Source organism: Streptomyces sp. NPDC002018 (assembly GCF_042890865.1).
In the GTDB taxonomy this organism is placed as follows: Bacteria; Actinomycetota; Actinomycetes; order Streptomycetales; family Streptomycetaceae; genus Streptomyces.
On record NZ_JBIASO010000006.1, the window covers coordinates 305,182 to 318,044 of the forward strand.

Sequence of the window (12,863 nt, forward strand, 5' to 3'; positions counted from 1 at the left end):
TTACACCGCCCTCATCAACAGGGTCGCGGCGATGAGCACTGCCGTACCTCCGAACATCGAGACCGCATAGGTGCGGGCGTAGCCGTTCTGCAGCTTGCGCAGCCGGCCGGAGAGCCCGCCGAACGACGCGGCGGTGCCGTTGACCACCCCGTCGACCAGGGTGTGGTCGACATAGACCAGCGAGCGGGTGAGGTGCTCGCCGCCGCGGACCAGGACCACATGGTTGAAGTCGTCCTGGAGGAGATCGCGGCGGGCGGCCCGGGTGAGCAGCGAGCCGCGCGGGGCGGTCACCGGGACCGGCCGGCGTCCGTACATCACCCAGGCGAGCGCGACCCCGATCGCCAGGACGACCATGGTGGCCCCGGTGACGGTCGCCGCGCTGACCGGCGGCTCTCCGTGGTGGTAGCCGGTGACCGGCTCCAGCCAGTGGACGAACCGCTCGCCGATGGCGAAGAACCCGCCCGCGAAGACCGAGCCGAAGGCCAGGATGATCATCGGAATGGTCATGGACTTCGGGGACTCGTGCGGATGCGGCTGGTGTCCGTTCTCGTCGGGCTGCCAGCGCTTCTCGCCGAAGAAGGTCATCAGCATCACGCGGGTCATGTAGAACGCGGTGATCGCGGCGCCGAGCAGCGTGACGGAGCCGAGGATCCAGCCCTGCGTGCCGCCCTTGGCGAAGGCCGCCTCGATGATCAGGTCCTTGGAGAAGAACCCGGACAGACCGGGGAAGCCGATGATCGCCAGATAGCCGAGCCCGAAGGTCACGAAGGTGACCGGCATGTAGGTCCGCAGACCGCCGTACTTCCGCATGTCGACCTCGTCGTTCATGCCGTGCATGACCGAACCGGCCCCGAGGAAGAGCCCGGCCTTGAAGAAGCCGTGCGTCACCAGGTGCATGATCGCGAAGACATAGCCGATCGGGCCGAGGCCCGCCGCCAGGATCATGTAGCCGATCTGCGACATCGTGGACCCGGCGAGGGCCTTCTTGATGTCGTCCTTCGCGCAACCGACGATCGCACCGAAGAGGAGCGTCACCGCGCCGACCACCACGACGACCAACTGGGCGTCCGGGGCGGCGTTGAAGATGGCACCGGACCGGGTGATCAGATACACGCCCGCGGTCACCATCGTCGCCGCGTGGATCAGGGCCGAGACCGGGGTCGGGCCCTCCATCGCGTCACCGAGCCACGACTGGAGCGGCACCTGGGCCGACTTGCCGCACGCGGCGAGCAGCAGCATCAGGCCGATCGCCGTCATCTTCCCCTCGGAGGCGTCCCCGGTGGAGCCCAGGACCGGACCGAAGGCGAAGGTCCCGAAGGTGGTGAACATCAGCATGATGGCGATCGACAGACCCATGTCGCCGACGCGGTTGACCAGGAAGGCCTTCTTCGCGGCGGTGGCCGCGCTGGGCTTGTGCTGCCAGAACCCGATGAGCAGGTACGAGGCGAGACCGACGCCCTCCCAGCCGAAGTACAGCAGGAGGTAGTTGTCGGCGAGGACCAGCAGGAGCATCGCCGCCAGGAACAGGTTCAGATAGCCGAAGAAGCGGCGGCGCCGCTCGTCGTGCTCCATGTACCCGATCGAGTAGATGTGGATCAGTGTGCCCACACCGGTGATCAGCAGGACGAAGGTCATCGACAACTGGTCGAGCTGGAAGGCGATGTCCGCCTGGAAGCTCTCGACGGGAACCCAGCTGAAGAGGTGCTGGTGCAGCGTACGTCCGTCGCCGCTCCTGCCGAGCATGTCGGTGAACAGCACCACGCCGGTCACGAACGACGCCGCGGCCAGCAGCGTGCCGAGCCAGTGGCCCACACGGTCGAGCCGGCGGCCCCCGCAGAGGAGGACCGCGGCTCCCAGTAGAGGCGCCGCGATGAGCAGCGCGATCAAGTTCTCCACGATTCAGCGACCCCTCAGAGCTTCATCAGGCTGGCGTCGTCGACCGAGGCCGAGTGGCGGGAACGGAACACGGACACGATGATCGCCAGCCCGACCACGACCTCCGCGGCTGCGACGACCATGGTGAAGAAGGCGATGATCTGGCCGTCGAGATTGCCGTGCATCCGGGAGAAGGTCACGAACGCGAGATTGCAGGCGTTGAGCATCAGCTCGATACACATGAAGACCACGATCGCGTTCCGCCGGATCAGCACACCGGCGGCGCCGATGGTGAAGAGCAGAGAGGCGAGATAGAGGTAGTAGACCGGGTTCACGAGTTGACCTCCTCCTCGTCGCGGCCGAGCCGCTCCGCGGAACGCCGCTCCAGCGCCTTCAGGTCCGCGATGGCCTCGTTCGACACGTCGCGGATCTGGCCCCGGTCCTTCAGCGTCTTGTTGACCGTCAGCTCGGAGGGGGTGCCGTCGGGCAGGAGCCCGGCGATGTCCACCGCGTTGTGCCGGGCGTAGACACCGGGCGCGGGCAGCGGCGGGAGCTGTGTGCCGGCGCGCACCCGCTCCTCGGCCATCTCCCGCTGCGTCTTGGCGCGTTCGGTGCGCTCCCGGTGCGTCAGCAGCATCGCGCCGACCGACGCGGTGATCAGCAGCGCGCCGGTGATCTCGAACGCGAAGACGTACTTGGTGAAGAGCAGGGCGGCCAGTCCCTCGACATTGCCGCCGGCGTTGGCCTGGCCGAGCCCCGTGAAGGAGTCCAGCGAGGCGTTGCCGATGCCCGCGATCAGCAGCACACCGAAGCCCAGCCCGCACAGGGCGGCCAGCCACCGCTGGCCCTTGAGCGTCTCCTTGAGGGAGTCGGCGGCCGTGACACCGACCAGCATGACCACGAAGAGGAACAGCATCATGATCGCGCCGGTGTAGACGATGATCTGGACGACGCCCAGGAAGTACGCCCCGTTGGCCAGATAGAAGACCGCCAGGACGATCATCGTCCCGGCGAGGCTCAGCGCGCTGTGCACGGCTTTCTTCATCAGGATCGTACAGAGCGCGCCGATCACCGCGACGGTGCCGAGAACCCAGAACTGGACGGCCTCACCGGTCGAGGTGGTGGAGGCCGCGGAGGTGAACGTCGCCAGCGAACCGGCGGAGGCGGCAAGCGTGCTCATGCGCCGGCCCCCTCGCCGGACGGTGTCTCGCCCTTGCTCACCGCGGCCTGCCGGACCGTGCCGGGCGCGGCCTCGGTGACCAGCCCCCGGTAGTAGTCCTGCTCGTCCGTGCCGGGGAAGATCGAGTGCGGTGACTCGACCATGCCCTCCTCCAGCCCCGCGAGGAGCTGCTCCTTCGTGTAGATCAGGTTCTCGCGGGAGCTGTCGGCCAGCTCGAAGTCGTTCGTCATCGTGAGCGCCCGGGTCGGGCACGCCTCGATGCACAGGCCGCAGAGGATGCAGCGCGCGTAGTTGATCTGGTAGACGCGGCCGTACCGCTCACCCGGGGAGTAGCGCTCCTCCTCGGTGTTGTCCGCGCCTTCCACATAGATCGCGTCCGCCGGGCAGGCCCAGGCGCACAGCTCGCAGCCGATGCACTTCTCCAGGCCGTCGGGATGCCGGTTGAGCTGGTGCCGGCCGTGGAAGCGCGGAGCCGTCACCTTCTGCTGTTCCGGATACTGCTCGGTCAGCCGCTTCTTGAACATGGCCTTGAAGGTCACGCCGAAGCCGGCCACCGGATTCCGGGGAGGACGGGGGATGTCCCCGTGCGAGGAGTCAGACACCGTCAGCCTCCTTTCCGTCACTCTCGGTACCGTCACTCACAGTATTGGCCCCACCACTGACAATCAGTTCGCGCTCACGCCGCGGCCGCCTGCGCGGTACGGGTGGCAGCGTCTGTCCGGGCAGCGGTGGTACGGGGAATCCGCCCGCCATCGGGTCGAAGGCCGGCGGCTCGGGCTCTCTCGCCGCCGCGGCCTTCTCCTGCTTGTCGCGGAAGATGTCCACGAGGAACGAGAGCAGCAGCAGCGTGATGACCGCCCCGCCGACGTACAGCACGATCGACTGGAAGTCGTAGTTCTCGTTGCGCAGCGCCCGTACGGTCGCGACGAGCATCAGCCAGACCACCGAGACCGGGATCAGGACCTTCCAGCCGAGCTTCATGAGCTGGTCGTAGCGGACCCGGGGCAGGGTGCCGCGCAGCCAGATGAAGAAGAAGAGCAGGAGCTGCACCTTGAGAACGAACCAGAGCATCGGCCACCAGCCGTGGTTCGCGCCCTCCCAGAACGTCGAGATGGGCCACGGGGCACGCCAGCCGCCGAGGAAGAGGGTGGTCGCGACGGCCGAGACGGTGACCATGTTGACGTACTCGGCGAGCATGAACATCGCGAACTTGATCGACGAGTACTCGGTGTTGAAGCCGCCGACCAGGTCGCCCTCGGACTCGGGCATGTCGAAGGGGGCGCGGTTGGTCTCGCCCACCATCGTGACGATGTAGATGATGAAGGAGACCGGCAGCAGGATGATGTACCAGCGGTCGGCCTGCGCCTCGACGATCGCCGAGGTCGACATCGACCCCGAGTAGAGGAAGACCGAGGCGAACGCGGCGCCCATGGCGATCTCGTACGAGATCATCTGCGCGCACGAGCGCAGTCCGCCGAGCAGCGGATAGGTCGAGCCCGACGACCAGCCCGCGAGGACGATGCCGTAGATCCCGACCGAGGCGACGGCGAGGATGTAGAGCATCGCGATCGGCAGGTCGGTGAGCTGCATCGTGGTGCGGTGGCCGAAGATCGAGACCTCGTTGCCGGCCGGTCCGAACGGGATCACGGCGATCGCCATGAAGGCCGGCACCGCGGCGATGATCGGCGCGAGGACATAGACGACCTTGTCCGCGCGCTTGACGATCACGTCTTCCTTGAGCATCAGCTTGATGCCGTCGGCGAGCGACTGGAGCATGCCCCAGGGGCCGTGCCGGTTGGGTCCGATGCGCAACTGCATCCAGGCGACGACCTTGCGCTCCCACACGATGGAGAAGAGCACGGTCACCATCAGGAACGCGAAGCAGAAGACGGCCTTGACGGCCACGAGCCACCACGGATCGCGGCCGAACATCGACAGGTCCTCGGCCGCGAGAACCGTCTGCGGAGCCGCCGCGAAGTGGGCCAGGGCGGTCATGCGCGCACCTCCGGTGCCGGGTTGGCCGGGCCGATGCGGACCAGCGTGCCGGGGCGTGACCCGGTGTCCGCGAGGACACCGCCGCCCGTGGAGTTCAGCGGCAGCCACACGACCCGGTCGGGCATCTCCGTCACCAGCAGCGGCAGAGTGACCGTGCCCGCGGGCCCGGTGACGGCCAGTTCGTCGCCGTTCTTGACGCCCGTCTCGGCGGCCGTCGTGGCGGAGAGCCGGGCGACCGCGGCATGGCGGGTGCCCGCCAGCGCCTCGTCGCCCTCCTGGAGCCTGCCCTGGTCGAGCAGCAGCCGGTGGCCCGCGAGGACCGCCTCGCCGTCACCGGGGCGCGGCACCGGACGGGACGACTCCAGCGGTTCGGTGGCGCGTGTCCCCTCCCAGCCGCCGAGCCGGTCGAGTTCCGCGCGTACGGCCCTGAGGTCCGGCAGCGCGAAGTGCGTGTCCATCGCGTCCGCGAGCATGTGCAGCACCCGCGCGTCGCTGGGCGCGAGGCGCCGGGTCATCTGCTCGGGCTTGAGCGAGGCCTCGAACGTCCGCGCCCGGCCCTCCCAGGTGAGGAAGGTGCCCGGCTTCTCGGCGACGGCCGCGACCGGGAAGACCACGTCCGCCCGCTCGGTGACCTCGCTGGGCCGCAGCTCCAGGGAGACCAGGAAGCCGACCGCGTCCAGCGCGGCCAGCGCGCCCGCCGGGTCGGGCAGGTCCGCGACCTCGACACCCGCGACGACCAGGGCGCCCAGTTCGCCGGTGGCGGCGGCCTCGACGATCTGGCCGGTGTCGCGGCCGTAGTGGTGCGGGAGTTCCCGTACGCCCCAGACCGCCGCGGTCTCCTCGCGTGCCCGCGAGTCGGTGGCGGGCCTGCCGCCGGGCAGCAGCGACGGGAGCGCGCCCGCCTCGATCGCGCCGCGCTCGCCGGCCCGCCGGGGGATCCACACCAGCCGGGCGCCGGTCGCGGTGGAGGCGCGCGCCGCGGCCGTGAGCCCGCCGGGCACGGCCGCCAGCCGCTCGCCGACGATGATCACCGCGCCGGGTTCCCGCAGCGCCTCGGCGGCGCGGGCACCCTCCCCGTCCAGCCCGGTGGCGGACGTGAGCGCGTCGAGCCACTCGGTCTCGGTGCCGGGAGCGGCCGGAAGCAGCGTGCCCCCGGCCTTCTCCAGACCGCGGGTGGCGTGCGTGGCGAGCGAGAAGGTGCGCTGGCCGTGCTTGCGGTGCGCCTTGCGCAGCCGCAGGAAGACGCCGGGCGCCTCCTCCTCGGACTCGAAGCCCACCAGCAGGACCGTCGGGGCCTTCTCCAGGGTGGAGTAGGTGAGTCCCGTACCGTCCAGGTCCCGGCCGCGTCCCGCGACATGGGCGGCGAGGAAGTCGGCCTCCTCGGCGCTGTGCACGCGCGCGCGGAAGTCGATGTCGTTCGTGTCGAGGGCGACCCGGGCGAACTTGGCGTACGCGTACGCGTCCTCGACGGTGAGCCGGCCGCCCGCCAGCACACCCGCCCGGCCGCGCGCGGCGCCCAGACCGCGGGCGGCGGCCTCCAGCGCCTCGGGCCAGCTCGCCGGTTCGAGGACGCCGTCCGCGTTCCGTACCAGCGGGGTGGTGAGCCGGTCGGGCTTCTGCGCGTAACGGAAGCCGAACCGCCCCTTGTCGCAGATCCACTCCTCGTTGACCTCGGGGTCGTCCGCCGCCAGGCGCCGCATGACCTTGCCCCGCCGGTGGTCGGTACGGGTCGCGCAGCCGCCCGCGCAGTGCTCGCAGACGCTCGGCGAGGACACCAGGTCGAACGGGCGGGAGCGGAAGCGGTACGCCGCCGAAGTCAGCGCGCCGACCGGACAGATCTGGATGGTGTTGCCGGAGAAGTACGACTCGAAGGGGTCGCCCTCGCCGGTGCCTACCTGCTGGAGCGCGCCGCGCTCCAGCAGCTCGATCATCGGGTCGCCCGCGATCTGGTTGGAGAACCGGGTGCAGCGGGCGCAGAGCACACACCGCTCACGGTCGAGCAGCACCTGGGTGGAGATCGGGACGGGCTTCTCGAAGGTGCGCTTCCTGCCCTCGAAGCGGGTGTCCGGTTCGCCGACCTGCATCGCCTGGTTCTGGAGGGGGCACTCGCCGCCCTTGTCGCAGACCGGGCAGTCCAGCGGATGGTTGATGAGCAGCAGCTCCATCACCCCGCGCTGGGCCTTCTCGGCGACCGGCGAGGTGAGCTGCGACCTGACGACCATGCCGTCGGTGCAGGTGATGGTGCAGGAGGCCATCGGCTTGCGCTGGCCCTCGACCTCGACGATGCACTGCCGGCAGGCGCCGGCCGGGTCGAGGAGCGGATGGTCGCAGAAGCGCGGGATCTCGATGCCGAGCAGTTCGGCGGCGCGGATCACCAGGGTCCCCTTGGGGACGGAGATCTCGATGCCGTCGATCGTCAGCGAGACGAGGTCCTCGGGCGGGACCGGGGCCTCACCGCTCCCGGAGTTGGCGGCCGACGTTGTGACGGTCATGCGTTCACCTCCAGGTGGTTGTCGGCCCAGGCGGTCGACCTGGACGGGTCGAGGGGGCAGCCCTTGCCGGTGATGTGCTGCTCGTACTCCCCGCGGAAGTACTTGAGCGAGGAGAAGATCGGGGCGGCGGCGCCGTCGCCGAGCGCGCAGAACGACTTGCCGTTGATGTTGTCGGCGATGTCGTTGAGCTTGTCGAGATCGGACATCTGGCCCTTGCCCGCCTCGATGTCGCGCAGCAACTGGACCAGCCAGTACGTGCCCTCGCGGCAGGGCGTGCACTTGCCGCAGGACTCGTGGGCGTAGAACTCGGTCCAGCGGGTGACGGCGCGTACGACGCAGGTGGTCTCGTCGAAGCACTGGAGTGCCTTCGTACCGAGCATGGAGCCCGCGGCGCCCACCCCCTCGTAGTCCAGCGGGACGTCGAGGTGCTCGTCGGTGAACATCGGGGTCGACGAGCCGCCGGGCGTCCAGAACTTGAGCCGGTGGCCCTTGCGGATACCGCCGCCCATGTCGAGGAGCTGGCGCAGGGTGAGGCCGAGGGGGCCCTCGTACTGGCCGGGGTTGGTGACATGCCCGCTGAGGGAGTAGAGCGTGAAGCCCGGGGACTTCTCGCTGCCCATGGACCTGAACCAGTCCTTGCCGCGGTTCAGGATCGCGGGAACAGAGGCGATGGACTCGACGTTGTTCACCACGGTGGGGCAGGCGTACAGACCGGCGACCGCCGGGAAGGGGGGACGCAGCCGGGGCTGGCCGCGACGGCCCTCCAGCGAGTCGAGCAGCGCGGTCTCCTCGCCGCAGATGTACGCGCCGGCGCCGGCGTGCACGGTGACATCGAGATCGAGGCCGCTGCCCAGGATGTTCTTGCCGAGATAGCCCGCCGCGTAGGCCTCGCGGACGGCTTCGTGCAGCCTGCGCAGAACGGGGACGACCTCGCCGCGCAGATAGATGAAGGCGTGCTGCGAGCGGATCGCGTAGCAGGCGATCACGATTCCCTCGATGAGGGAGTGCGGATTGGCGAAGAGGAGGGGGATGTCCTTGCAGGTGCCCGGTTCCGACTCGTCCGCGTTGACGACGAGGTAGTGCGGCTTGCCGTCGCCCTGCGGAATGAACTGCCACTTCATCCCGGTGGGGAAGCCCGCGCCGCCCCGTCCGCGCAGACCCGACTCCCTGACGTACGCGATGAGGTCGTCGGGCGCCATCGCGAGGGCCTTCTTCAGCCCCTCGTACCCGTCGTGCCGCTCGTAGGTGGCCAGGGTCCAGGATTCCGGCTGGTCCCAGAAGGCGGACAGAACGGGTGCGAGGAGCTTCTCGGGACTCGTCCCGTTCTCGTCCAGCTCGGCTGTCATGGTCATCACTCCCCCTCCTCAGCGGCGGGTCCGGCCGGGTGCGCGGGGTCGGAGGCCGACGTCTGCTGCGGTGCGTCGTGCGAACTGAGGTGCTGCGCGCCGGGCTGCGGCGCGTCCCGCGGGCCCTCCGAGTCACGCGGCCGGACCACGCGCGGCCGGGGCCCCTCGCCCTTGGCCAGCCGCAGACCGATCAGTGACGCGGGACCGGCGCCGCCGGTGGCCTCGACGGCGCCGGGGCGCTCGTCGGGGAAGCCGGCGAGGATGCGCGCGGTCTGCCGGTAGGTGCACAGGGGCGCGCCCCGGGTGGGCTCGACGGGGCGGCCGTCCCGGAGATCGTCGACGAGCCGCTTGGCGCTGTCGGGCGTCTGGTTGTCGAAGAACTCCCAGTTGACCATCACCACGGGCGCGAAGTCGCAGGCCGCGTTGCACTCGATGTGTTCGAGGGTGACCTTGCCGTCCTCGGTCGTCTCGTCGTTGCCGACGCCGAGGTGCTCCTTCAGCTCGTCGAAGATGGCGTCGCCGCCCATCACCGCGCAGAGCGTGTTCGTACAGACGCCGACCTGGTAGTCGCCGCCCGGCTTGCGCCGGTACATGGAGTAGAAGGTCGCGACGGCCGTGACCTCGGCGGTGGTGAGTTCGAGCAGCTCGGCGCAGAAGGCCATGCCCGTACGGGACACGTACCCCTCCTCCGACTGCACGAGATGCAGCAGGGGGAGCAGCGCGGAGCGCGATCCGGGGTAGCGGGCGATGATCTCCTTGGCGTCCGCCTCCAGCCTGGCCCGTACCTCGGCCGGGTAGTCGGGGGCGGGGAGCTGGGGCATGCCCAGGCTGACCTCGGAATTGGGCGGTGTGGCTGTCACCGGTCGACGCCTCCCATCACGGGGTCGATGGACGCGACGGCGACGATGACGTCGGCGACCTGGCCGCCCTCGCACATGGCCGCCATGGCCTGGAGATTGGTGAACGACGGGTCGCGGAAGTGGACCCGGTAGGGGCGGGTGCCCCCGTCGGAGACGACATGCGCGCCCAGCTCGCCCTTGGGCGACTCGACGGCGGCGTACGCCTGTCCCGGCGGCACCCGGAAGCCCTCCGTCACCAGCTTGAAGTGATGGATCAGAGCCTCCATGGAGGTGCCCATGATGTTCTTGATGTGGTCGAGCGAGTTGCCCAGACCGTCGGGACCGAGTGCGAGCTGCGCGGGCCAGGCGATCTTCTTGTCGGCGACCATGACCGGGCCCGGCTCCAGCCGGTCCAGACACTGTTCGACGATCCGGAGCGACTGGCGCATCTCCTCCAGCCGGATGAGGAAGCGGCCGTACGCGTCGCACGAGTCGGCGGTCGGGACGTCGAACTCGAAGGTCTCGTATCCGCAGTACGGGTCCGACCTGCGCAGATCGTGCGGGAGCCCGGCGGAGCGCAGGATCGGGCCGGTGGCGCCGAGCGCCATGCTGCCGGCCAGGTCGAGATAGCCGACGTCCTGCATGCGGGCCTTGAAGATCGGGTTGCCGGTGGCGAGCTTGTCGTACTCCGGCAGGTTCTTCCGCAGGGTCTTGACCAGCTCGCGCAGCCGGTCGACGGCGCCCGGGGGCAGATCCTGGGCGAGTCCGCCGGGCCGGATGAACGCGTGGTTCATGCGCAGGCCGGTGATCAGCTCATAGGCGTCGAGAATCAGTTCACGATCGCGGAATCCGTAGATCATGATCGTGGTCGCGCCCAGCTCCATACCGCCGGTGGCGATACAGACCAGGTGCGAGGAGAGCCGGTTCAGCTCCATCAGCAGGACCCGCAGAAGCGTGGCGCGGTCCGGGATGTCGTCCTCGATGCCGAGCAGCTTCTCCACGCCCAGGCAGTACGCCGTCTCGTTGAAGAACGACGTCAGGTAGTCCATGCGCGTGACGAAGGTGGTGCCCTGCGTCCAGTTGCGGAATTCGAGGTTCTTCTCGATCCCCGTGTGCAGATAGCCGATGCCGCAGCGGGCCTCGGTGACGGTCTCGCCCTCGATCTCCAGGATCAGCCGGAGCACCCCGTGGGTGGAGGGGTGCTGGGGACCCATGTTGACGACGATCCGCTCGTCGTCCGCCTTGGCGGCGGACTGGACGACCTCGTCCCAGTCGCCGCCGGTGACGGTGTAGACCGTGCCCTCGGTGGTCGCGCGGGCCGTGGCGTGCGGGGTTTCGTGGGGAGCAGACATCAGGAGTACGACCTCCGCTGGTCCGGAGCCGGGATCTGGGCGCCCTTGTACTCGACGGGGATGCCGCCGAGGGGATAGTCCTTGCGCTGCGGGAAGCCCTGCCAGTCGTCCGGCATCATGATCCGGGTCAGCGCGGGATGGCCGTCGAAGATCAGGCCGAAGAAGTCGTACGTCTCGCGCTCGTGCCAGTCGTTGGTCGGATAGACCGCGACCAGGGACGGGACATGCGGGTCGGCGTCGGGGGCGGAGACCTCCAGCCGGATCAGCCGGCCGTGGGTGAGCGAGCGCAGATGGTAGACGGCGTGCAGCTCACGGCCCTTGTCACCGGGGAAGTGGACGCCCGAGACCCCGGTGCACAGCTCGAAGCGGAGCGCGGGGTCGTCACGGAGCGTGCGTGCCACCTGTACGAGGTGTTCCCGGGCGATGTGGAAGGTGATCTCGTCGCGGTCGACCACCGTCTTCTCGATGGCGTTCTCGGGGACGAGTCCCTGCTCCTCCAGCGCGCCTTCGAGTTCGTCGGCGATCTCGTCGAAGACACCGCCGGGGCCGCCGTACGGCCGGGCCGAGGCACCGGGCAGCGTCACGGTCCGTACGAGACCGCCGTACCCGGAGGTGTCGCCGCCGTTGTTGGCGCCGAACATGCCCTTCCGGACACCGATGACCTCACCGGTGTCGTCACGGGGGGACGGAACGTTATTTCCGGATTGCTGCTCGTCGCTCACCGCAGCAGGCCCTTCATCTCGATCGTCGGGAGCGCCTTGAGAGCCGCTTCCTCCGCCTCACGGGCCGCTTCCTCCGCGTTGACCCCGAGCTTGGAGCCCTGGATCTTCTGGTGAAGCTTGAGGATGGCGTCCATCAGCATCTCGGGGCGCGGCGGGCAGCCGGGCAAATAGATGTCAACAGGGACAATGTGATCAACACCCTGGACAATCGCGTAATTATTGAACATCCCGCCCGAAGACGCACAAACCCCCATGGAGATCACCCACTTGGGATTGGGCATCTGGTCATAGACCTGCCTCAGGACGGGCGCCATCTTCTGGCTCACCCGTCCGGCCACGATCATCAGATCGGCCTGTCGCGGCGAACCGCGGAAGACCTCCATGCCGAACCGCGCCAGGTCGTAACGGCCGGCGCCGGTCGTCATCATCTCGATGGCGCAGCAGGCGAGGCCGAAGGTGGCGGGGAAGACGGACGACTTCCGCACCCAGCCCGATGCCTGCTCGACGGTGGTGAGCAGAAAACCGCTCGGCAGCTTCTCTTCGAGTCCCATTGGTGCCCCCTTGGCCCCTTTAGTCCCATTCTAGGCCGCCGCGCCGCCACACATAGGCGTAGGCGACGAAGACGGTGAGCACGAAGAGCAGCATCTCCACGAGCCCGAAAATCCCCAGCGCGTCGAAGGTGACGGCCCAGGGGTAAAGGAAGACGATCTCGATGTCGAAGACGATGAAGAGCATCGCCGTCAGGTAGTACTTGATGGGGAAACGGCCGCCTCCGGCCGGCGTGGGCGTGGGCTCGATGCCACACTCGTACGCCTCAAGCTTCGCCCGGTTGTACCGTTTTGGGCCGATAAGCGTGGCCATGACCACGGAGAAGATCGCAAACCCAGCCCCGAGGGCGCCGAGCGCGAGGATCGGCGCGTAGGAATTCACGCTCCTCAGCTCCTTCCAGTCGTCCTTGACCGTTGGACCGCACCGGGCATTCACCTCGCCGCCCCAACCCCGATCACTGAAGATCGCGTACATGTGAGGCAGTTCACAAGCCCGACTGCCCCGCATCCTATG

At 68.8% G+C, this 12,863-nt stretch carries 12 protein-coding genes; all 12 read right to left on the bottom strand.

The genetic code is table 11. The features are described 5' to 3' along the window. From nuoL to ACFYYH_RS12745, 12 genes are read right to left on the bottom strand one after another with little or no spacing between them, the layout of a single operon-like run. Positions 1-1,896, bottom strand: coding sequence for an NADH-quinone oxidoreductase subunit L (gene nuoL, locus ACFYYH_RS12690; RefSeq protein ID WP_388549473.1), 1,896 nt, complete (start codon positions 1,894-1,896; stop codon positions 1-3). Positions 1,897-1,910: 14 nt separating this feature from the next. Further along, positions 1,911-2,210 (bottom strand): NADH-quinone oxidoreductase subunit NuoK, encoded by a 300-nt coding sequence (gene nuoK, locus ACFYYH_RS12695; protein WP_388549476.1) that lies wholly within the window; start codon positions 2,208-2,210, stop codon positions 1,911-1,913. After that, complete coding sequence (locus tag ACFYYH_RS12700; RefSeq protein WP_388549478.1) at positions 2,207-3,055, bottom strand: NADH-quinone oxidoreductase subunit J; 849 nt, start codon at positions 3,053-3,055, stop codon at positions 2,207-2,209. The genes nuoK and ACFYYH_RS12700 overlap by 4 nt, the downstream gene beginning before the upstream one ends. Beyond that, the gene (gene nuoI, locus ACFYYH_RS12705) at positions 3,052-3,657 is read right to left on the bottom strand and encodes an NADH-quinone oxidoreductase subunit NuoI (RefSeq protein WP_388549479.1); all 606 of its coding nucleotides are present in this window, start codon (positions 3,655-3,657) and stop codon (positions 3,052-3,054) included. The genes ACFYYH_RS12700 and nuoI overlap by 4 nt, the downstream gene beginning before the upstream one ends. Then, positions 3,650-5,050: an NADH-quinone oxidoreductase subunit NuoH gene (gene nuoH, locus ACFYYH_RS12710; RefSeq protein ID WP_388549481.1), complete on the bottom strand. Its 1,401-nt coding sequence runs from the start codon at positions 5,048-5,050 to the stop codon at positions 3,650-3,652. Before nuoH ends, nuoI begins: the two co-directional genes overlap by 8 nt. Next, the gene (locus ACFYYH_RS12715) at positions 5,047-7,542 is read right to left on the bottom strand and encodes an NADH-quinone oxidoreductase subunit G (protein ID WP_388549483.1); all 2,496 of its coding nucleotides are present in this window, start codon (positions 7,540-7,542) and stop codon (positions 5,047-5,049) included. The genes nuoH and ACFYYH_RS12715 overlap by 4 nt, the downstream gene beginning before the upstream one ends. Continuing rightward, the gene (gene nuoF / locus ACFYYH_RS12720; protein WP_388549486.1) at positions 7,539-8,894 is read right to left on the bottom strand and encodes an NADH-quinone oxidoreductase subunit NuoF; all 1,356 of its coding nucleotides are present in this window, start codon (positions 8,892-8,894) and stop codon (positions 7,539-7,541) included. The genes ACFYYH_RS12715 and nuoF overlap by 4 nt, the downstream gene beginning before the upstream one ends. Continuing rightward, complete coding sequence (nuoE, locus tag ACFYYH_RS12725; protein WP_388549703.1) at positions 8,894-9,709, bottom strand: NADH-quinone oxidoreductase subunit NuoE; 816 nt, start codon at positions 9,707-9,709, stop codon at positions 8,894-8,896. The genes nuoF and nuoE overlap by 1 nt, the downstream gene beginning before the upstream one ends. 35 nt (positions 9,710-9,744) lie before the next feature. Next, positions 9,745-11,079 (bottom strand): NADH-quinone oxidoreductase subunit D, encoded by a 1,335-nt coding sequence (locus ACFYYH_RS12730; protein WP_388549488.1) that lies wholly within the window; start codon positions 11,077-11,079, stop codon positions 9,745-9,747. Then, on the bottom strand, positions 11,079-11,801 hold the full coding sequence (locus ACFYYH_RS12735; protein ID WP_388549490.1) for an NADH-quinone oxidoreductase subunit C: 723 nt from the start codon (positions 11,799-11,801) through the stop codon (positions 11,079-11,081). The genes ACFYYH_RS12730 and ACFYYH_RS12735 overlap by 1 nt, the downstream gene beginning before the upstream one ends. Then, on the bottom strand, positions 11,798-12,352 hold the full coding sequence (locus ACFYYH_RS12740) for an NADH-quinone oxidoreductase subunit B family protein (RefSeq protein WP_066948586.1): 555 nt from the start codon (positions 12,350-12,352) through the stop codon (positions 11,798-11,800). The genes ACFYYH_RS12735 and ACFYYH_RS12740 overlap by 4 nt, the downstream gene beginning before the upstream one ends. A 19-nt stretch (positions 12,353-12,371) precedes the next feature. Next, positions 12,372-12,731: an NADH-quinone oxidoreductase subunit A gene (locus tag ACFYYH_RS12745; protein WP_046505070.1), complete on the bottom strand. Its 360-nt coding sequence runs from the start codon at positions 12,729-12,731 to the stop codon at positions 12,372-12,374. Positions 12,732-12,863 lie beyond the last annotated feature (132 nt).

What these genes read in the sequence shown, in the direction of transcription:
- ACFYYH_RS12700 (WP_388549478.1), bottom strand. Translation starts at nt 3,055, where the DNA reads ATGAGCACGCTTGCCGCCTCCGCCGGTTCGCTGGCGACGTTCACCTCC.
- nuoE (WP_388549703.1), bottom strand. Translation starts at nt 9,709, where the DNA reads ATGCCCCAGCTCCCCGCCCCCGACTACCCGGCCGAGGTACGGGCCAGG.
- nuoF (WP_388549486.1), bottom strand. Translation starts at nt 8,894, where the DNA reads ATGACCATGACAGCCGAGCTGGACGAGAACGGGACGAGTCCCGAGAAG.
- nuoH (WP_388549481.1), bottom strand. Translation starts at nt 5,050, where the DNA reads ATGACCGCCCTGGCCCACTTCGCGGCGGCTCCGCAGACGGTTCTCGCG.
- ACFYYH_RS12740 (WP_066948586.1), bottom strand. Translation starts at nt 12,352, where the DNA reads ATGGGACTCGAAGAGAAGCTGCCGAGCGGTTTTCTGCTCACCACCGTC.
- ACFYYH_RS12715 (WP_388549483.1), bottom strand. Translation starts at nt 7,542, where the DNA reads ATGACCGTCACAACGTCGGCCGCCAACTCCGGGAGCGGTGAGGCCCCG.
- ACFYYH_RS12730 (WP_388549488.1), bottom strand. Translation starts at nt 11,079, where the DNA reads ATGTCTGCTCCCCACGAAACCCCGCACGCCACGGCCCGCGCGACCACC.